This is a genomic window from Streptomyces sp. PTL18, from assembly GCF_059510295.1.
Map to the genome: position 1 here is coordinate 25,626 of NZ_JCAJZO010000009.1, position 19,188 is coordinate 44,813.

Genomic DNA, 19,188 nt, shown 5'->3' on the forward strand with positions numbered 1-19,188 from the left:
CGCGTCGGTCAGGGGGGCTTCGGGTCGCGTCGACCGGGGTGTGCGGGGTGTGCGGGCCTTCAGTTGATCCGGATGAGCTTGGCCTTGAGGACGCCCAGCAGACCGCCGTCGACGCTGACGTCCGTCTTGCCCGTGACCTTCACCGAGGCGCCGTCGATCCGGACCCCGGTCGTGCCCTCCATGTCCACCTGCCGGCCCTTCAGGGTCACGGTGCCCTGCCGCGCGTCCAGGGTGATGCCCGTGCTGTCGAGCACGATGGAGGTGAGGGGGCTGCCCCGCCCGGAGTTCACCGTCAGCTCGATCCGGTCCCGCCGGTCGTCGAGGCGTACTTCCAGGCGCTCGTCACCGGTCACGAGTCTCAGTCCGGACGGGCCCGGTGCCCTGGCGTCCAACAGCTCCACCCGATGTCCCGAACGCGACACCACGGAACGGCGGTTGACCTTCCCGCTGGTCTTGTCGATGAGCGGGACGTCGTGCGGCGAGGGCCTGTCCACGCCGTTGTAGAGGCCGCCGATGACATACGGACTGTCCAGCAGGCCCTGTTCGAAGCCGACCAGGACCTCGTCGTTGACCTCGGGGCTGACCACGCCTCCGCCGCCCTTGCCGCCCCACTGCACGGTGCGCACCCAGTCGGTGACGTAACTGTCGTCCAGCCAGGGGAACTTCAGCCGTACCGCGCCACTCTGGGCGCCGCCCGGTTCACGGACGTCCGTCACCACACCGGTCGCCAGGCCGGGCATGCGCGGGCTGCGGCTCGGCGCGTTCGCTCCGGTCACCAGCCCGGTCAGGGAGCGGTCCGGACTGGCACTGACCCACACCGTGGTCCGGTACCCGCCGTGCGGTTCGAGGACGTGCTGCACCGCCGTCGCGGTGTACCGGCCGGAGAAGTCCTGCCCGACGTTGCCGAGCGCCACGGGCCTGCCCGCCCGCAGCTTGGGGTTGCCCTCGGCCACTGCCTCCAATTCACCGAATCCGGCGCTGACCTGAGCGGCAACGGCGTCCGCGACCGCCTTCGTCTCGGCCTGGGTGCGGTACGGGGTGTCCGTGACGGTCAGCTTCGTCGACCTGCCGAACCGGGAGGCGCCCGCCGTCGGACTGAGTCCCGGCACCACCGTGCCGCTGGTCACCGACGCCTTCCGGGCCACCAGCGGCCGCTTCGTGGTGACGTCCCAGCCGCGCACCTCCACCTGCGACGCGCCGTCCGCGGCCGACAGCGAGGCCCGCAGCGCCAGCAGGTTGCGCCCGTACTCCAGCACCATGGGGTTTCGGGTGGCCGGGGTCGACGGCGCGGGCGCGCCGGACGCCTTCTGCGGCCTGGTGAACTGCAGCAGCCCCTTGTCGTCGACGCGTACCCGAGCGCCGCTCTCCCCCGCCAGGAACTGCAGGAAGTCCCAGTCGGACACGTTCGCCTGCGACAGCTGCCGGTAGGTCACCGGCGCGGCGTCGACCCTGCCGCAGGCCAGCCCGGCCCCGGCGGCCACCTTGCGGACGATCTCCGCCGCCGTCATGTTGCGGTACGCCACCACCTTGCGGCCCCGCTGGAGGCGGTGCGCCTTGGAATAGGCACGCACGACCGTGAAGGAGCCCGTGCCGTCCCGGTCCAGCTCCAGGGCCGTCACCTCGCCGGTGAACAGCCGCTCGCGCATCTGCCCGGACACGGTCACCACCGACACCTTGAGCGGGGTGCCGATGGTGATGCCGGTCGCCTGCAGGAACTCGTGGTCGGGGTCGCGGAAGGTGAGCACCGCCGTGTCCGGCAGGTCCACGTTCTCGTCCACCACGCAGCTCACCAGCTGGGCGGCCCAGATCCGCGGAAGTTCGCCCGGCGCCTCCACGACGGGGTCCGCCGCGAACGACCGGCCACCGCGCGCCTCGGGTGTGGTCACTGATCCTCCTCGGCGCCCGTGTCGCGCAGGCCCGGCACCACCAGTTCGGCGCCGGGCACGAGAGCCATCGGGTCGTCGATGTCGTTCGCCTCCGCGATGACCCGCCAGGCCGTCGCGTCCCCGTACTCCCGCCAGGCCAGCAGCGCCAGGCTGTCACCCGCCACGACGGTGTGCGTGCTGCGCCCGGTGCGCGCGCCGGACGTCGGGTTCTGGCCCGGCGGGTCGACGCTCGCCTCCTCGATGGACAGCGCGCAGGTGGCCCGCAGCGGCTTTCCGTCCACGTCGAACAGCGTGTACGTCACCGCCAGGCTGGAGAGCACCCCGTCGAACGACGTCGTCCGCGCCGTGCCCCACTCGAACCGGACCCACGGGCTGGCCGGCTTCTTGCGGCCCAGGCTCGCCGGGGTCGGCACGCACGCCTTCATCAGCTTCTCCACGGCCAGCTCCACGGAGTTGTCGTGGGTGGCGGTGGCGTCCAGGAACACCTCGAGGCTCAGCTCGCGCGGACCGCTGCCGACGAACTCGGGCAGCGCCGACTGCCCCGCCATCCGCGACGGGGAGCGCCGCCACTCGGTGGTCTTGCGCAGCTGAAGGGTGGAGGGGTTGAACTGCAGGTTCAACCGTGCGATCGTCCCGCCGGGTTTGGCACCGACGGAGGCCGGGGGCTCCTTCAGGGTCAGCTGGGCCCGGGTCCGGCTGGAACGGGCTGGGGACACGGCGGGACCTCCTTTCCGGGAACGGACACGTGGGGAACGGATGTGTGAGAGCGGTTCAGGAAGGGCGCAGCCCCTGGTGGGCGATCTCCAAGGTCTCCACCGCCGCCCGGGAGTCGGCGGGGTCGAAGGACGGGCCCTGCCAGCGCACCGGAACGATCCCGGACACCTGCCAGCTGATGATCCGGGTCAGGTCCGGTTTCAGCGCCACGATCTCGCCGTCCTTGGGCTCCACCCGCTTCAGCGTCTCGTCGAGCCAGCGGGCGATCTTCGCCGTGTCGGCGGTGACCGGCCGGGTGAGCGTGATGTTCGACCAGGTCACGCGGCCGGGTAGCTGCCAGGTGAAGCCGTTGTTGCCGCCTTCGGCGTACGTCTCCATCTCGACCTCGGCGCCCATGCCGGAGCAGGTGTGGAAGGCGCCCAGGTCGTTGCCGCCGATCGCGAGCCGGAAGAACACGCTCGTCGCGAAGATGCTGTCGGTCATGCGTCCGCCACTAGTCAGTCACTCGTCAGTCGGTCGGTCGGTATGTCGGTCGTCAGGGTCGGTCGCCGGTCGGTTGTCGGTCGGTTGTTCGTCGTCCGTCGTGTGCCCTCAGCGGCGTCCGTCGTAGGGACGGCCGGTGCGTTCACGACCGCGCCGCAGTTCGGTACGCAGCAGCCGCGACACGGGGTCGAGCAGGCGGCGCGCCAGGTCGTCGAGGTCGAGGCCGGGGTCGTCCTGAGGGGCCCCGGGGCGGCGGGCGGCTGACGTGCCCGAGGCGGAGGACTCGGACGGCTCGGAAGACGCCGAAGACCCGGCCGGCGGCCGCGACCGGCCGCGCGCCGGTACCTGCTTGACCTGTACGCCCTTGAGCAGGTCGCCACCGCCCGTGCCGGTGGCGTCGCGCTGAACGGGGGTGGCCGGCCCCGTAGCCGGCCCGGGGCTCGGCGCGACGGTCCCTGGCCGGACCACGGGGACGGTCGCCGTCGCTGCCGGGGAAGCCGTCGGGGGGTCCGAGAGCGGCGGCGCCTGCGGGACGGTCACCGGCAGGGACTTCGCCGGTACGGCGGTGGTCGCCGGGCGGAGCGGCGCGGGACGGACCACCGGGACGCGCTGAACGGGAGCAGAGGAGGTGGTCGTTCGCGCAGCCGTGTCCTCGCCCTGTGGTCCGGGGTGCGCGGTCGTGACCCGCCGGACGTGCGGGCGCGCCGGGACGGGGGCGGACGGGCGGGGCGCCGGGCGCCCGGAGGCCCCGGCGGACGGTGCGGTGCTCGGCGCGGTGTCGTCCGGGGAGGCACCCGGTGCGGCGGGCCGGCGCGCCGCCACCACGGGACGGCCGCCGGAGCGGGCGGCGGCGGGCGCCGCCACTCCTTCCGGGGTCCGGGTGCTCAGGGTGAGCGGGCGGGCGGCGAGCAGGGCCAGGGTGCGGGGCCCGGCCGTGGCGGAGTGCGTTGCGGAGCGGGTCACGGTGAGCGGGAGCGTGCCTGCCGAGCCGGAGTCCCGGGCGCCTGTGGTGCCTGAGGCCACGGCCCTCGCCACGACCACCGGGCCCGGGGCCGCGGGGCCTTGGGACCGTTGCGTGGCGGAACCCGTTGCGCCGGAGCCCGCCGCCCCGGAGCCCGCTGCGTCGGAGCTCGGCCCACCGGACGCCCCGCCCGGGCGTCGCGCGTTTCCCGCCGCGCCTTCCCCGGCTACGGGGTCCGCCGGTGCCGGGCGGTCGGCCACGGCGGCCGGGGGCGGCGTGACCAGCGGCGTGGCGGGCCCGTTCGCGTGCGCGGGAGCTGCCTTGGTGGTGCTCCCCCTGGTGGAATCGTCCGCTGGGCGGCGCTGGACGTCGACCGTCCCCAGCAAAGGGGCGTCCGCTCCCGGCGCGCGGGGCGCGGCACCGGCGGGCGGCACCGGAGCCGTTGCGGAGCCGTGATCCTGACGTACCGGAGCACGCTGGACGTCCGGGCCGGACGCCGTACGGGAGGCGCGGGCACCGGACGGGGCCGCACCGGGCAACTCAGCGCTCGGCGGCAGCGCGGGCAGGGGCGCGCCCAGGCCGCCGCGGGCACGTGCGCCGGTGTCGCCGACGGCGGAGGCCCGACGAAGAGTGTCGGCAGGGGCAGCCGGAGCCGGTGATGTTCCCTTCGTCCCGCTCGAACCGCCGTCGTACGGCTCCGGGGTGTCGGCCTGGCGCTGGACGACGGGCAGCGGCGCGCCGGACGCGGTTGCCGCGCCGGTTACCGGGGCGTCCTGCGCCAACCGGGTTGCCGTGGCGGGCAGTTCGCTCAGTGGGGCGCCGAGGGCCGGGCGGCTGCCTGCGGGTGCGTCGGTGCGCTGTACGGGGGCGGTGGAGCCCGCGCTCGTAGGGGACGGTGCTGCCGTACCGGAGGCGACAGCGGTTGTGGCGGTGTCGGGCGCCGCGATGCTGGAGGACCGCACCGCGGCGACACGGCGCACCGGTCCGGCCGGGCGCCGGGCGACGGTCAGTGGAGGCCCCAGGGAGCCGAGCCGGACCGCCGGCCGGCCCTCGGCCGGGCCGGAAGCACGGGATACCTCCGGCTGCCCGCCTTGCCGAGCGGGCTCGGGCCCGGGCGGCGAGGCGGGCGGCCGGACGGCGGGGCGGGACGCCTCGCCACTGGAGCGGGCGGGGCGGGACGCCTCGCCACTGGAGCGGGCGGGGCGGGACGCCTCGCCACTGGAGCGGGCGGGCCGAGCCGCCGTCGTTCCCTCCGGGGCGCGATGGACGGCCGGGGCCGCAGGCGTACGGCCCCCGGAACCGGCCGATACCGCAGTGCCAGGGCCGGAGTTCGGCCCGGACGCGCCGGGCCGTGGCTTGGAGGCGGCCCGGCTCGCCACCCCGTCGGCGGCTGCGGGCGCAACCACCGCCACACGTCGCACGAGCGGAGTGCCGGAGACGGCCGGTCGGCCGCCGGTGTCGGCGGGGGCCACGACCGGGCCGGTGCCCGGCTGCGCGGCCTGTCGGACCGCGGGAACCGGCGGGGAGAGCACGGCGGGGGAATCCGAGGGTGTGAGGCCACGGGTCCGGGGGGCGTCGTCGCGCGAACCCCTCTCTCCCGGAGCGCTGTTGTCATCCGGAGCGCCGTTGTCCTCCGGAGCGCTGTTGTCCTCCGAAGCACCACCGGAGGGCCGTACGGCGGACGAGCCCGGCCGGGGCGCCGCCACGCCTGCCTTCCGGCCCGTCGGGCCCGTCCGGCGGGCAGCCCGCGGGGTCGGGGCGGCCGTCCGCCCGTCCGGGGTCCCGGAATCCGGGGCCCCGTTCCCCGAACCGTCCGCCCCCTCCGGCCGCAGTGCCCTGAGCAGCAGCGGCCCCCCGGCGGTGTGGGTGGGCCGAGGAGCCGCCGGGCGGGTGACACCGTGCACCAGTCCGGTCGGAGCGGCCGGGAGCAGCGCGTGGCCGAGGCCGCTGTCGAAGGCCGGGTTCTGCCAGGCGGCCAGGCCCGCGCGGAAGGCGAGGCCGTCGCTGACACCGAGCGGGGCGCGGGACACGGTGAGTTCCGGCGCGGCGGTGCGGCGCCATCCCCCGTCCCAGTCGCCGGGCACGGGAGGACCCGGGTCGCCGGGTGCGTTCCGGTCCGGGCTCGCGCCGGACGGGCCGTCCTCGGCGGCCCGGCGGCGCCACCAGTCCCGCCATGCCATGTCCTCAACCGCCTTCGTTCATGCGGGTGTTGATACGGGCGATCTCGGTCACCCACTGCCGGCGTTCGTCGTGGGTGAGGTCGAGGATCTCCTCGCGCTGCCAGTGGAAGTGATAGGCGATGTACGCGACCTCCTCCCGGAGCCGGGGAAGGGCGTACGTCACGATTCCCCCAGGCGCCCACCCGAGAGGTCGACCTCGAAGCCGCCCTCGCAGTGCGGGCAGGTCACCGCGGCACGGGTGTGGCCCTCGCTGTTGACGCGGCGGTAGAAGTCCTGGAGGAAGGCGACGTCGGTGGCGTACATCCGCTCCACGATCCCGGCGTGCACATCGGTGATCGTGCCGATCCGGGTGATCACCTGGCTCAGCAGCACCACGCTCAGGTACGCCGGGTTCTCCTTGACCCGCAGGTCGATCTGCGGACGGAGCTCGTCACGGGCGGTGGCCAGGCGCATCGCGCCGTGCCGGTGCACCGTGCCCGCCTCGTCCACGTAGCCGCGCGGCAGTTCGAACTCGAACTCGGTGCGCAGCCCGTGGTCCTCCCGTCGCGGCGGGGCGGTGGCGGGGGTCTCCGCCTGCTGCGCCGCCTGGGCGGGCGCCGTCATCGCGAGGATCTCGTCCAGGTTGCCCGCCGTGACCGTTCGGCGCCTCATTCGAGGGTGATCTCCTCGAACACGATCGTCACGGACTCGGTGGCCGGAGACGACTCCCCCGCCTTCAGGGACGGGCCCTCCCACTTGGACACCCAGCCCTGCATCAGCTGGATACGGCGGACGGTGTTGAGCTCGGAGTCCATGATCTCGATGGTGAGGTTCTGCCGCGCGGAGGACACGGCGCCCTTGTTCAGGGTCTCCTTGATCCACTTGGTGAACTCGCTGCTCTTGTCGAGTCCCCGGGTGATCGTCACCTCGCCGGCCTGCCGGGCGCCGGGCTGCTTGCGGATGATCTGCTTGCCCTGATCGCTGACCTGCTTGACCTCGACGACGTCCTCCTCGACGGTGAGCCCGCTGATCTCCTGGATCGACTCGACCCGGTAGCCGCCCAGCTGCACGCCGAAGACGTGGGTGGAAAGAGCATCGCCCTCTGCCATGACTGTCTGTCACCTTTCCTTGCGGGTCACTCGTCGATGAGGCTGGTGCTGTCGGAGAACTGGGCCAGGCGGAACACCACGAACTCCGCGGGTTTGACCGGCGAGACGCCGATCTCGCAGATGACGCGGCCCTGGTCGATGGACTCCTGCGGGTTGTTGTCGCGGTCGCACTTCACGTAGAACGCCTCCTCCGCCGTACGGCCGAACAGCGCGCCCCGGCGCCACTCCTCGGTGAGGAACGCCGTGACGTTGCGCCGGATGCTCGACCACAGCCGGTCGTCGTTCGGTTCGAACACCACCCACTGGGTGCCCAACAGGATGGACTCCTCGAGGTAGTTGAAGAGGCGGCGCACGTTGAGGTAGCGCCAGGCCGGGTCGGAGGAGAGGGTGCGGGCGCCCCAGACGCGGATGCCGCGGCCGGGGAAGGCCCGCACGCAGTTGACGCCGATCGGGTTCAGCAGGTCCTGTTCGCCCTTGCTGAGCCGGACTTCGAGGTCGACCGCGCCGCGCACCACCTCGTTGGCCGGCGCCTTGTGCACACCGCGCTCGGCGTCGCTGCGCGCCCAGACGCCGGCGATGTGACCGCTCGGCGGGACGGTGGTGTTGCGTCCGGCGGCCGGGTCGAAAACGCGCACCCAGGGGTAGTAGAGGGTGGCGTACCGGGAGTCGTACCCCGCCTCGTCGTTGCGCCAGGCGCGCACCTGCTGGGCGCCCAGGCCGGGCGGGGTGTCCAGGACGGCGACGCGGTCGCCCATCTGCTCGCAGTGCGAGATCACCGCGAGCTGCACGGTGCGCACGCCCTCGGCGTCGATGTCGCCGCGCTGGTAGGCGCTCATCAGGTCGGGCACCGCGACCATGGTGATCTCGTCGATGGTCTCCAGGCCGCCGAACCCGGTGCGGGCGGCGGCGTCGCCGACGTACTCGGCCGCATCGAGACGGGCGACCTCGCCGGAGCCGTTCGCGGCGGGCGCGGCCGGTGCGTCGGGCACCGCCAGGGTCTGGGCGGTGGGCCTGCTCTGAGCGGCGCCCTGCTGCTCGGTGACCTGGATCAGCTTGGAGGTACGGGCCTGGTTGACCAGGTAGCCCTTGACGTTCTTGCGGGCGGAGGCCTCGTACGTCTCCACCACCTGGTCGCCCTGGCGGACGAGGACCTTGAAGCGGTCCTCCGGCGGGTTCTCCCCGTCCGCGTCGGCGACCTCGACCGACACCCCGGTGACGCCCGGCCTGGCGGCGACCAGGAAGCCGCCGAGGGCCACCGGCTCCGCCGCCTTGTTCGCGCGCCGTCCGGCGTCCGCCGCCGGGGCGGAGGCGTCCGCGGCCCGGCCGCCGATCCGCACGATGTACGCGGCGCCGCCGCCGTTGGCGAAGTAGCCGTAGACCGACAGGGGCAGGTAGGCACCCTCGGTGAAGCCGCCGAAGAGCTGGGTGTACTGGTCCCAACTGCTGACCAGCGTCGGCGTGTGGAACGGGCCGCTCTCGGCGAACCCGACGAACGCGGCGACGGCGGTGCCGACCCCTTCGATCGGTCGGGCACCGGACTGCACCTCCTCCACGTACACGCCCGGGGTGAGGTACGTCGGCATGCTCGCTCCTTCGGGTCCTAACGGGTCAGTCACCTGTGTCCAGGCCGAGTCTGCGCGGCGGGGCGGACGGGGCGACAGGGACGCGGGGACCTGGGCAGGGGCAAGATCACTGCCTTTGCCGCGCGTGTCAACGGCCCGGCGGTCGCACCGACTTGCCCTCGTTCTGCCCGCACGGTCCTGGACGCCCCGTTCGCCCGGGCGGTCCACTGAACGCGGCAACAGGAGTGCGCCGACGAGGAGGCAGCGACATGCGGACGTCCGGGGCGCACACCGAGCAGACCGAGACCGCCCGGCACTCCGCGCGAGGACCGGCCGCCGCCCGCCGGGAGACCTCGGGTGGCCGGGAAGCCGCCGGCAGCCCCGTCGTGCCGCCCCCGCTCACCGCCGACGCGCTCCGGGCGGCACAGCGCGGCGCCGGCAACGCCGCGGTGGCCGCGATGATCGCACGTCGGGCCCGTACCGCACCCGTCGTGGAACAGCAGGACCCGGGCGTGCACGAGGTGCTGCGCTCGGCGGGCAAACCCCTCCCGGGGCCGGTGCTCCACGACATGGAGGCTCGCTTCCAGTCGGACTTCTCCGACGTACGACTGCACACGGGAGCCGCGGCCGCCCGCTCGGCCCGCGCGATCGGCGCCCGCGCCTACACCTCCGGCAGCCATGTCGTGATCGGCGACGGCGGCGGCGACAGGCACACCCTCGCCCACGAGCTCACGCATGTCGTACAGCAGCGCAGCGGCCCGGTGTCGGGCACCGCCACCGGCCACGGGTTCGCGGTGTCGGACCCGGGCGACCGCTTCGAGCGGGCCGCCGAGGCCAACGCCCGCAAGGTCCTGTCCGGTCCGGCGCCGCGGGTTCAGCGCGCACCGGAGAGCGACGGGCACGGGGCCACGGCGTGCGGCGCGGCGGGGGCGGACATGGTGCAGCGGGCCAGCACGACCACGCTGGAGAACGCCGTCGTCGCCCACTACCAACCCGGCAAGGCGGGCGCCGAGCAGGCGGACAACCTCACCATCCAGCGTCCCAGCAGGGTGACCGGTCCTATCACTCCGACGGGCACGAAGGGCCGGCCGGCCGCGCCCAACCCGATCGCGGTCAAGAAGCTCCACGCCGCCTACAAGACGGCGAAGGGTTCACGTGGGGCGCCCTCCGAGGGGCAGGTCTGGAAGGACCTGTTCGGCGGGGCGGGCTACGACCGCGGACACGTCATGGGGCTGGAGGTCGGCGGCAGCGACGTCCCGCAGAACATCGTCCCGCAGTGGTCCCTGAACCAGGGCACCGGCATGTGGCGCAAGATCGAGCAGGCGCTGGTGGGCCTGGGCGCGGGCAGCCTCCGCTTCGAGGTGCACTACGGGACGGCCCAGGGCAACCACCGCCGGGTGATGATCCCGACCAGCATCGACATCTTCCTCGACAACGTCTCCTCCGCCGTCCCGTACAACACGTGGGAGAACGAACCGGACGCCAACGACCTGATGCGGGCGGGCCGTGACCCGAGCGACCTGGCGCACTACTACACGGAGACCAAGGACCGGCTGAACGTCCAGGCGCCGCTGACCGAGGACGAGATGCAGAACTTCGCCCTGGCGGCACTGGCCCAGGAGATGGGCACCGCCCTCTCGTACAACGACTACGAAGACCTCAGGGCGCAGGGCCGGACCCCCGCTGCGGGCAGCAGTACCGCCGCCGCCCACGCGCAGGGCATGACCCGCACGGACATCCCCAAGGACCGCCGGAACAAGCGGATCGAGTCGTACATCGAGGCGGGGTGGGTCACCAGGTCCGGCACCGGCGCCACAGCGACCTACACCCTCGGGGACGTCCCCGCTCCCGCCCCGGACAGCGACACCAGCTCCAGCAGCGAGTCCGAGACGTCCGACGTGGACATGCCCGACGGCTCCCAGCTGCCCTCCCCGGGCCAGCCGTTCGCCACCATCGACTTCGGCTCGCAGGGCAGCAGTTCCGACTCGGACTTCGAGGACAGGATGTCCACCGGCTAGTAGATTGTCGCGGCTTAACTTTGCCGTGTGGTTGGGTAGAGGTGGCGCAGTTTCACGCGGGCGTCGTCGGTGGTGAAGTGCCAGTCGACTTGGCGCTGGTCGCTGTTGGTGTGCTGCTGCCAGGCGGCGAGTTCGGCGTTGAGCACGGAGAGGTCGTCGATGCGGCGGTCCAGGCACTGGCGGGTGAGGGCGGAGAGCTCGATCTCGGCGATGTTGAGCCAGGACCCGTGTTTGGGGGTGTGGTGGATCTCCAGACGCTGTGCCAGCGCGAAGGCTTTCTCCGGGTCGAACGCCTCGTAGAGCGAGGCGATGCTGTGGGTGTTGAGGTTGTCCATCACCAGCACGACCGCGGCGGCGTCGGGATAGTCCACGGTCAGCAGGTGCTCGACCTGGCGCGCCCAGTCGACCTTGGTCCGGCGGGGCCGGGCATCCACACGTCGCCATCCGCGCAGCGGCTCCACCCAGCAGAAGATCGAGCAGGTCCCCGAGCGGACGTACTCGTTGTCCTCGCGCCGGTCACGGCCCGGCCGCGCGGGAAGCGGATCGCGGACGTGGCCGAGCAACTGGTACGGCTTCTCGTCCATGCACACCACCGGACGCTCCGGATCGCAGGGCCGGCGGTAGACCGCCAGGACGTCCTCCATCGCCGCGGCGAAAGCCGCATTCGCGGCGGGCGGGATGGTCCAGCACTTCTTCAGGTGAGGACGCAGTTCCGTTTTTTTAAGACCCGGCCGATCGTGGAGTGGTCCAGGTTCGGGAGGTCCTCGATCAGCGCCACGTGCCTCTCCAGCAGGCGCAGCGACCACCGGGCATGTCCCTTGGGCGGCGTCGAGCAGGCCAGCGCGATCAGCCTCGCCTCGACCTCACCGGTCACCGGGGAGGGCACCGGGGGGGCAGGCGCGTACCTTCCGGCCGACCGTGGCCCACACATCGCCGCCGGTCTCCGCATACCGCTTCGAGATCAGCCGGACCGACTCGCACGACACCCCGACCCGGTCCGCGATCACCGCCCGCGGATCGACCTCGCCGACCGACGTATCCAACACGAGCAACACCCGCGCCCGTCTGATCATCGACGCGCTACGGACCCCCGTCGTCGTCACGCGCACCAACGCCCGCCGATCTTCGACACTCAACGCAACCGGATACTTCTTCTGCGAGGACACGGCACCCCCGCCCGGCCGAACGGAAGCAACAAGGGGAGCTTGCCCGACCCCAACTCCACCAATCAGAGCCACACTTAGCAGCGACAATCTACTAGGCACCGGTGGCCACCTCCAGGTACGGCCCGAACTCGCTCTCCAGGACCAGCCGTCCGAGCTTGCGGTACTCCTGGGCCACGGCCGTCACCAGCTGCCGCATGGTGAGCGGGCTGCCGGACTCGGCCGCGAGGTAGGCCGCGGTCACCGCGCACGCGCGGATGGATCCGCCGGCGAGCTCGAAGCGGTCGGCGCAGAACCCCAGATCCAGGTCGTCGGCCCGGGGCAGGCGGTCGCCCAGGCAGCGCTCCCACAGGGCGACGCGCCGGCCGGAGTCGGGCACCGGGAAGTCGGCCACCACGTCCAGCCGCCGGGTGAACGCCTCGTCCAGGTTGGCCCGCAGGTTGGTGGTCAGCACGGCGATGCCGTCGAACGACTCCATGCGCTGCAGCAGATACGCCGACTCGATGTTGGCGTGCCGGTCGTGCGCGTCCTTCACCTCCGAGCGCTTCCCGAAGATCGCGTCGGCCTCGTCGAAGAGCAGCACCGCGTTGACCGCCGAGGCCTCGGTGAAGATCCGCTCCAGGTTCTTCTCGGTCTCCCCTATGTATTTGTCGACGACCGTGGACAGGTCCACCACGTAGAGATCCATGCCCAGGTCGGCGGCGACGACCTCGGCGGACATGGTCTTGCCGGTGCCCGACTCGCCGGCGAACAGCGCGATCACACCGCGTCCCCGGCCGCCGCCGGGACGCATCCCCCACTGCCCGAGCACCTGCTCGCGGTGGCGGGCGCGGAGCGCGAGTTCGCGCAGCCGACGGTGGGTGGACGGCGGCAGCACCAGGTCGTCCCAGCCGACGCCCGGCTCCACCCGGCGGGCGAGCCGGTCGAGCCCCGCGCCGTTCTGGGCGCGTACGGCGGTGCGCAGGTCGTCGGGGCAGAGCGGGCGGCCCGCGAGGGCAGCCGTGCGCACCGCCACGTCGGCGGCGCGGCGCAACTGCCCCGAGTCCAGGCGGTGTGCGGCGACCGCCTCGGCGAGCGCCTCGACGTCACCGGTCGCCAGGCCGTCACGGGAGCCGTCACCGCAGTGGTTGTCGGCCGCCCGTTCGAGGGCGTGTCGCCAGCGCGCGACCTGCCGCTCGGGCGAAGGCGCCGGCACGCTCAGGACGACGGGGGTGTCGGCCGCCCACTCCGGGGCCCAGCCGACGGTTCCGTGCGTGAGCAGGGGCGTCCTGCGCAGCGCCGCGCACAGAGCCCCGAGCGTGCGGGCCCGTTCGGTGGGCTCCCCCGGCAACGCCTCCAGGGGGCCGAGGACGACCCCGGCGCCGGTGAGGCGGGCTTCGAGGGCGGCGACCCGGGCGAGATCCGGTACGTCGCCGGGGCGCCCGGCGAGCGCCACCGCGTCCAGGACGAGCGGACGCAGCCCGGCCGCGCGCAGGGCGGCGGTGGCCAGCCCCGCCGCGTCGCCGCCCCGGCTGCGCAGATGGACGAGGCCGACGCCGGTGCCGGCCGCGGCCGCGGCGCGGTGGACCTCCGCCGCCTCGGCGGTCGGGTCCGCACGGGCCTCGCCGAGCACCCCAGTGAGCCGGGCGTCGGGCCGGGCACTGCCCAGGAGGTGCCCGGTGACCCGGTCGGGAACCGCCAGCACCCGTGACAGTGGCGGCCGTTCTGCCTCGGTGACCTCCACCAGGCCCCCCGCGATCAGTGGTGCTCCGGGTGCGAGGCGGAAGCGGGCGGAAGCCGCGCCGGCGAGCCCGCACAGTTCCAGGGCGAGTCCGACCGTCGGCCGACGACGTGTCAGGTCGTCGTTGAGGTAGCCGTAGAGCCGCTCGAAGCGCGCGTCGAGGTCGGGCGCCACCGCGACCAGGAGCAGGTCCAGGTCCAGCGGGGACAGGCCGAACCGCCGGGCGAGGCCGTCGAGGACGGAACCGGCGGGCGGCTGCCACGGCTCGTGCCCGGGTACGGCGAGGCCGCCCGGCTCGTCCAGGATGCGGGCGGCCGCGTCGGGGGTGAGGTACTGGCCGCGGTACGGGTCGTCGGGATCGGGGTCGGCGGCACGACGAACGGCCACGGCGTGGCGTACCCGCTCCTCGACCGTCTTCAGCCGCGACCACAGGGGTTCCACGTCGGGGGATTCGGACACGGCGTCACTCGTCACGGGCCCGGCGGTGTGCGTCACGGCCGGCGGTCCCCCCGGAGGCGGCGACGGGCGGGGGCGGGGCCCCGCTCGCGCGGGCCGGCGAAGCCGTCCGGGCCCGGGTCGGTCGCCTCCTTGTAGCGCAGCCGGCGGCCGGGCGTCGCCTCCCCGTCCTCGCTCCGGTCGGCGGAGCGCACGACGAGACCTTCGGTGACCGGCGGTGCGGTCCGACTGGTCACCCCTGCGAGCGGCGCCCGTACCCGTACCTGGAGGGATGCCTTCATCTCCCCGCCGAGCGCCGACCACACGTCGGCGGCGGACGGCGCGGGCGCCCCGGCCCCGGTGGTGTCCAGTGCCACCGTCAGGCCTAGTTCGGCGAGCGTGCCGGTGAGCAGGCGGGCGGGCAGGGTGTCGGTGGCCACCAGAGTCGCCAGCACCTGCGAGAGCAGGCGGTGCTCGTCCTGCGGGCGGTTCGCCCACGCGGTCACCAGGTACGTCAGCTCGAACCAGCGCGGCGGCGAGCGCCGTGCCACCGGGTATCCGTCCGCGTCGTACACCTCTCCGGCGCCGCTGCCGCGCCGGGTGGCGTCCTCCCGGATGTCGTAGAGGAAGACGCAGACGGTGGGGGCACTGCGGCGCGCCGCCCAGTCCCGGGTGGGGGCGTCGAAGACCACCTCGACGCCCGACGCCTCCAGTCCGGACTCGCCGAGCAGCCGGCGCAGCCCCTCGTCCACCTCGTGGATCACCGGCGGGTCACCTCGTCGGGCGGCTGGATGCTGCCGCTGACCACCAGGAAGCCGGTGGTGACGGGCGAGAACCCGGGGCCCTTGGCGGTGATGACGCGCGGCCCGGTCTCGTCCTTGGCGAGGATGAGCAGCTGGCCGATGAACGTGCCGTCGGGACCGGGGATCGTCGGCGCCGCCGCCGCGGTGATCCCCGGCTTCCAGGTGAGCCGCACCGGCACTCCCGGCGGGAAGTCCTTGCCGCGTACGGAGGTGACGAAGCCGGGCTTGCCGACCTTCGGCACCGCGACGATACGCGGCTGGAGGATGCGCAGCCGCTGCCTGGCGGTGTTGTCGCCCTTGTCGGCGTCCGTGCCGGTGGTGGTGAGCACGCCGGTGACGCGACCGGTCAGCGCCTTGTCGGGGCTCAGGACGACCCGGACGACGGTGCTCGCGCGCGGCTTCAGGTCCGGCAGCGCGCACACCCAGGATCGGTCGCAGCCCTCCGGCGGCCCGTTGGTGGGGATGCCCTCGGGCAGACCGATGTGCAGCCGCAGCCCGGTCGCCAGCGCGTTGCGGCCGTTGCGGACCGTGTAGGTGACCACGACACGCCCGCCGACGTAGCCCGGGTCGGGCTGGGCGGTGACCTTCACCCCGGGTCCGGCGTCGGGCGCGGGCGGCTCGGCGGGCACGGTCGGGGGTGGGGCGGGGGTCGTCGGGGGCGGCGCGGGGGTCGTCGGGGGCGGGGCGGGTGCCGTCGGAGGTGTGCCCTCGCGCACCGGGACCACGGTCCGGCCGGCGTTGTCGCTGGGCTCGGGGTCCAGGACGGTGCCGGTGACCGACCAGTCGACGGGCTGGTCGCCGGCGGTGAGGCCGGTCAGGGTGACGCGCACCGGGACGGTGGTGCCGGGCTGCACCACGCCGACATCGCACTGGTCGGTGGTGGCGTCGCAGGTGCCGCCGGGCCAGGTCACCTCGGCGACCTGCACGCCGGCCGGCGGGGCGATGGTCAGCGTGGTGCCCGGGGAGGCGGCGGGGCCCTTGTTCACCAGGTCCACGCCGACCGTGGTGGACCTGCCGACCGTGACCTCGGGGGTGGTGCCCGGCGCGTGGACGGCGAGGTCCACGGACTGCTGGACGCTGGGCTCCTTCTGGCGGCCGGGGAGGGTGCCGGTGAGCGGTGTGAGATCGCCGGAGCCGACGTCCAACAGGCTCAGCTTCTCGGGGCTGTTGACGGCGACGGCGGCACGCGAGCTGATCACCAGGCCCTTGCCGTCGGCCGTCCAGGCGGCGTCACGCGGCTGGAACGGGCCGGTCGCCGAGGTGTCCGGCAGCTCCCGGCCGCAGGCGCCGGGCAGGCCGCGGGCGGCGGCGGGGGTCAGCACCCGGCAGTCGTCGCCCCTGAGGGATGTCAGGAGGATGCCGTCGCGCTCGTCGATCCGGCCACCGCCGCTCTTGCGGTTGAAGGCGATGGCGGTCCCGTCCGGCGAGAACGCCGGGCTGTCGTCGATGACCTGGCAGGCGCCCGGGCAGATCGTGGCGCTCAGGTCGCGCTGCTGGTCGAGGTGGGCTACGGGCACGGTCCAGATGTGCTTGTTGCCGCCGTTGCCGTTGATCAGCTCGTTGCGGGTGAAGGCCAGTGTCCTGCCGTCGGATGACCAGGTGGGCTGGGCGTCGCCGCCCGTCCGCTCCCCGGCCGGTGGGGTGATCCGCCCGGTTATCGCGCCGGTGGCCACGTCCGCGACGAGGATGTGGCTGGGCCCGCCGACGCCGCCCGGCGAGGTCCGGGTGAAGGCCAGGTACCTGCCGTCCGGGGAGAACGCCGGATCGGTGTCCCAGTCCGTCGCTCCACGTCCGGCGAGCGGCAGCGGCGCCGCGTCGGAGCCGTCGGCGTCCGCCATCCAGATCCGCTCGATACGGCCTTCGGAGCCGTCCTCGAAGCGGGTCACCACGATCCGGCGGCCGTCGGGCGTGTAGCTCTGCCGCTCGGTCCACGGGTCGTACCCGGACGCGGGCTGGAACAGCGGGTCCTGGGCGGGATCGGTGTGGGTGTCGGCCGCCGGGTCCTCCTTGAGGATCGTCAGCCCCAGATCGCGCGGGTCGGAGCCGTCCGACCGGACGTCCTGCAGCGTCACCACGTGCGGGCCGGGCGCCGAGACGCGCTCGACCACCGCACTGCCGCCGTCGAGCGAACCGAGCCAGGTGACCGAGGAGACCTCCCGGTCCTCGCTGAGCACCACCGAAGGGGTACCGGCGGAATGCGCGGGCACCCGGAACACATGCTCCCAGTCACCCTCGCAGGAACACGTGCGGTCGGGGCTGAGGAACAGCACCCCGTCCCCGTCGGGCAGCCAGGCTGCCCCGTGCGTACGCCAGCCCGCCTGCTCGCCCGCCAGCAGCGGCCCGTCGCTGGTCCCGTCCGTCACCCTCAGCCTGGGGTCCGACTGCCCGGGCGCGGTGCCGGTGTACGCGATCAGGTCCTTGTGGGCGGCGTCGTTCACCGGGTTCCACACCGGTTCGGTGGCCGTGCCGTTCACGGGGTCGGTGACCCGGGTGACGGTGCCGCCGGCCAGGGGCCGTACATAGATCTGCTCCCCGGCCGGCGCATCGGTGTCGCTCGCGTACGCCAGCCGCCGCCCGTCCGGGGAAACCGTCGGGCACTCCTCGTTCGCGGGGGTGTCGGTGAGCCGTGTCAGACCGGTGCCGTCGGTGTGCACCAGCCACAGGTCGCGCTGCTTCCCGCCGCCCGGGCCGCCCGGCTCGGCCGCGTCGAACACCACGGACCTGCCGTCCGGGGTCAGGCGGGGGTGCGCGGCGTCCATGCCGCTGGTCAGGCGCCGTACGGAACCGTCGCCGGACCGCAGATAGATCTGCGGGGTCTTCTCGTCGCGGAGGCTCGCGAAGACCACCTGGTCACCGAGGGCGGACGGCTGGACGTCGTAGTGGGCCGGGCCCGCACCGAACAGCGGGGTGCTGGAGGTGCTGCCGGCCACCCGGCCGAGACTGCGGTGCCGGGTGCCGGCGTAGGCGATCCGGGTGTCCGCGGTGCCTGCCGCCGCGGCCCGCGGTGCGGACTCGGCGCTGCCCTGCCCGGATGCCGCCGCCACTGCGAACAGCGGGACGAGCAGCAGCAACGCCATGCCGAGTCTCCCCAGGCGGTACCGCCCGCCCGGGCCACCGGTTCCCATCGAGATCCCCCTCGCGGTCTGGTGCGGCACGTGGATGTGCCCCCGCCACCCTGCGACGGCCGCGCGCGACGCGGCAGGGCGGCGGGGCCGTACCCGGGGGAAACGTGCGGTGTGCTTTCGGGCAGCACCGGCGTACCCGGCATTCGTCAGATGAGTCCGTTCCGCAGCGCATAGCCCACCGCGTGGGCCCGGTTGCGGAGTTGGAGACGGGTGATGATCTCGTGCAGGACGTTCTTGACGGTCCGTTCGGAGTACGCGGTCTTGCGGGCTATCTCCGCGGTGTCCAGGCCCTCCGACACCAGGCGCAGCATGTCCGCCTCCCGTGTGGTCAGCGTGGACAGGGACAGGCCCCGCGGATCGAGCGCCGAGCGCTGCAGGGCGCCGACGTGGCTGAGCAGCTTGCCCAGCAGGTCGCCGGGGAGCACACCCTCGCCGTTGGCCGTCGCCAGCACCAGGTGGGCCAGCCGGTCCTGATCGGCCTCGCCGCGGCGCAGCACCGCCGCGACGCCGCACTCGATGACGCGTTGGAGCGCGTCGGAGCCGAGGGTGCTCACCACGAGGCCCACCCGTGTGGAGGAGTTGAGCCGCAGCCGGTTCAGCAGCTCGGCCACGTCGTCGTCGACGTTGTCCACGACCACCAGCGACACCTGGGCCTCCTCGGCATCGGCTTCGGCGAGCAGGTCGACCTCGGGACGCTGGCGCAGCTGCTGGACGACGCCGACGCGCAGGATCGGATCGGCGGCGTAGAGGACCACGGTCACCCGCTCCGGTCGGCCGGTGCGAAAGGCCCGGTGCCCTGAGCCGGCGGTTGCGGACTCGTATGACGTGGGGGCGGACATGGCGGGGCGTTCTCCTCTGCGCAAAATGTGTGAGGTACCTGTCCGGAGTTCGCCAGACAGGATCGGTGGGGCCGGGGAGGAACGCCGGAAGGCGGCGCGCGGGAGCCCTCGGACGACAGCAACGACCCACTTCCAACAGGCGAGTTGATCGTGGCTCCGCGGGCACCACGACTGCCCGGGTGTTGCCCTCGCGTCCCTCGGCGCGCCCCCG

Annotated in this window: 16 protein-coding genes; 1 reads left to right on the plus strand and 15 read right to left on the minus strand. The window is 73.6% G+C overall.

The window, feature by feature from the left end; translation table 11 throughout:
• Positions 1-59 precede the first annotated feature (59 nt).
• The 8 genes from AC5WS8_RS18780 to AC5WS8_RS18815 all read right to left on the minus strand — a co-directional run bounded on the left by AC5WS8_RS18780 (position 60) and on the right by AC5WS8_RS18815 (position 8,895).
• Positions 60-1,886 carry a VgrG-related protein gene (locus AC5WS8_RS18780; RefSeq protein WP_496104558.1) on the minus strand — a complete coding sequence of 609 codons (1,827 nt, stop codon included), beginning with the start codon at positions 1,884-1,886 and terminating at the stop codon, positions 60-62.
• Positions 1,883-2,602 (minus strand): CIS tube protein, encoded by a 720-nt coding sequence (locus AC5WS8_RS18785; protein ID WP_496104559.1) that lies wholly within the window; start codon positions 2,600-2,602, stop codon positions 1,883-1,885. Before AC5WS8_RS18785 ends, AC5WS8_RS18780 begins: the two co-directional genes overlap by 4 nt.
• Positions 2,603-2,657: 55 nt before the next feature.
• Positions 2,658-3,083 carry a phage tail protein gene (locus tag AC5WS8_RS18790; RefSeq protein ID WP_496104560.1) on the minus strand — a complete coding sequence of 142 codons (426 nt, stop codon included), beginning with the start codon at positions 3,081-3,083 and terminating at the stop codon, positions 2,658-2,660.
• Positions 3,084-3,191: 108 nt separating this feature from the next.
• On the minus strand, positions 3,192-6,224 hold the full coding sequence (locus AC5WS8_RS18795) for a hypothetical protein (RefSeq protein ID WP_496104561.1): 3,033 nt from the start codon (positions 6,222-6,224) through the stop codon (positions 3,192-3,194).
• A 4-nt stretch (positions 6,225-6,228) separates the two neighbouring features.
• Positions 6,229-6,387, minus strand: a complete 159-nt coding sequence (locus tag AC5WS8_RS18800) for a DUF6760 family protein (protein WP_496104562.1) — start codon at positions 6,385-6,387, stop codon at positions 6,229-6,231.
• On the minus strand, positions 6,384-6,875 hold the full coding sequence (locus tag AC5WS8_RS18805; RefSeq protein ID WP_496104563.1) for a hypothetical protein: 492 nt from the start codon (positions 6,873-6,875) through the stop codon (positions 6,384-6,386). Before AC5WS8_RS18805 ends, AC5WS8_RS18800 begins: the two co-directional genes overlap by 4 nt.
• Positions 6,872-7,312 (minus strand): phage tail protein, encoded by a 441-nt coding sequence (locus tag AC5WS8_RS18810; protein WP_496104564.1) that lies wholly within the window; start codon positions 7,310-7,312, stop codon positions 6,872-6,874. Before AC5WS8_RS18810 ends, AC5WS8_RS18805 begins: the two co-directional genes overlap by 4 nt.
• Positions 7,313-7,338: 26 nt before the next feature.
• Positions 7,339-8,895, minus strand: a complete 1,557-nt coding sequence (locus tag AC5WS8_RS18815) for a phage tail sheath family protein (RefSeq protein ID WP_496104565.1) — start codon at positions 8,893-8,895, stop codon at positions 7,339-7,341.
• Between the two features lie 248 nt (positions 8,896-9,143).
• Between AC5WS8_RS18815 and AC5WS8_RS18820 the strand changes: the two genes are divergently transcribed.
• On the plus strand, positions 9,144-10,892 hold the full coding sequence (locus tag AC5WS8_RS18820; RefSeq protein WP_496104566.1) for an eCIS core domain-containing protein: 1,749 nt from the start codon (positions 9,144-9,146) through the stop codon (positions 10,890-10,892).
• 14 nt (positions 10,893-10,906) lie between these two features.
• Here the strand turns inward: AC5WS8_RS18820 and AC5WS8_RS18825 are convergent, their stop codons facing one another.
• From AC5WS8_RS18825 to AC5WS8_RS18855, 7 genes are all read right to left on the minus strand, one after another.
• Entirely contained in the window at positions 10,907-11,602 is a 696-nt protein-coding gene (locus AC5WS8_RS18825) for an IS630 family transposase (RefSeq protein ID WP_496104783.1), read from the minus strand.
• Positions 11,587-11,766 carry a helix-turn-helix domain-containing protein gene (locus AC5WS8_RS18830; protein ID WP_496104567.1) on the minus strand — a complete coding sequence of 60 codons (180 nt, stop codon included), beginning with the start codon at positions 11,764-11,766 and terminating at the stop codon, positions 11,587-11,589. The genes AC5WS8_RS18825 and AC5WS8_RS18830 overlap by 16 nt, the downstream gene beginning before the upstream one ends.
• The gene (locus AC5WS8_RS18835) at positions 11,756-12,058 is read right to left on the minus strand and encodes a hypothetical protein (protein WP_496104568.1); all 303 of its coding nucleotides are present in this window, start codon (positions 12,056-12,058) and stop codon (positions 11,756-11,758) included. The genes AC5WS8_RS18830 and AC5WS8_RS18835 overlap by 11 nt, the downstream gene beginning before the upstream one ends.
• A 91-nt stretch (positions 12,059-12,149) precedes the next feature.
• Positions 12,150-14,234, minus strand: a complete 2,085-nt coding sequence (locus AC5WS8_RS18840; protein WP_496104569.1) for an ATP-binding protein — start codon at positions 14,232-14,234, stop codon at positions 12,150-12,152.
• Between the two features lie 32 nt (positions 14,235-14,266).
• On the minus strand, positions 14,267-14,974 hold the full coding sequence (locus AC5WS8_RS18845) for a Pvc16 family protein (RefSeq protein ID WP_496104570.1): 708 nt from the start codon (positions 14,972-14,974) through the stop codon (positions 14,267-14,269).
• Positions 14,971-18,090: a hypothetical protein gene (locus AC5WS8_RS18850; protein WP_496104571.1), complete on the minus strand. Its 3,120-nt coding sequence runs from the start codon at positions 18,088-18,090 to the stop codon at positions 14,971-14,973. Before AC5WS8_RS18850 ends, AC5WS8_RS18845 begins: the two co-directional genes overlap by 4 nt.
• Before the next feature lie 194 nt (positions 18,091-18,284).
• Positions 18,285-18,977 carry a LuxR C-terminal-related transcriptional regulator gene (locus tag AC5WS8_RS18855; RefSeq protein WP_496104572.1) on the minus strand — a complete coding sequence of 231 codons (693 nt, stop codon included), beginning with the start codon at positions 18,975-18,977 and terminating at the stop codon, positions 18,285-18,287.
• Positions 18,978-19,188: the final 211 nt, after the last annotated feature.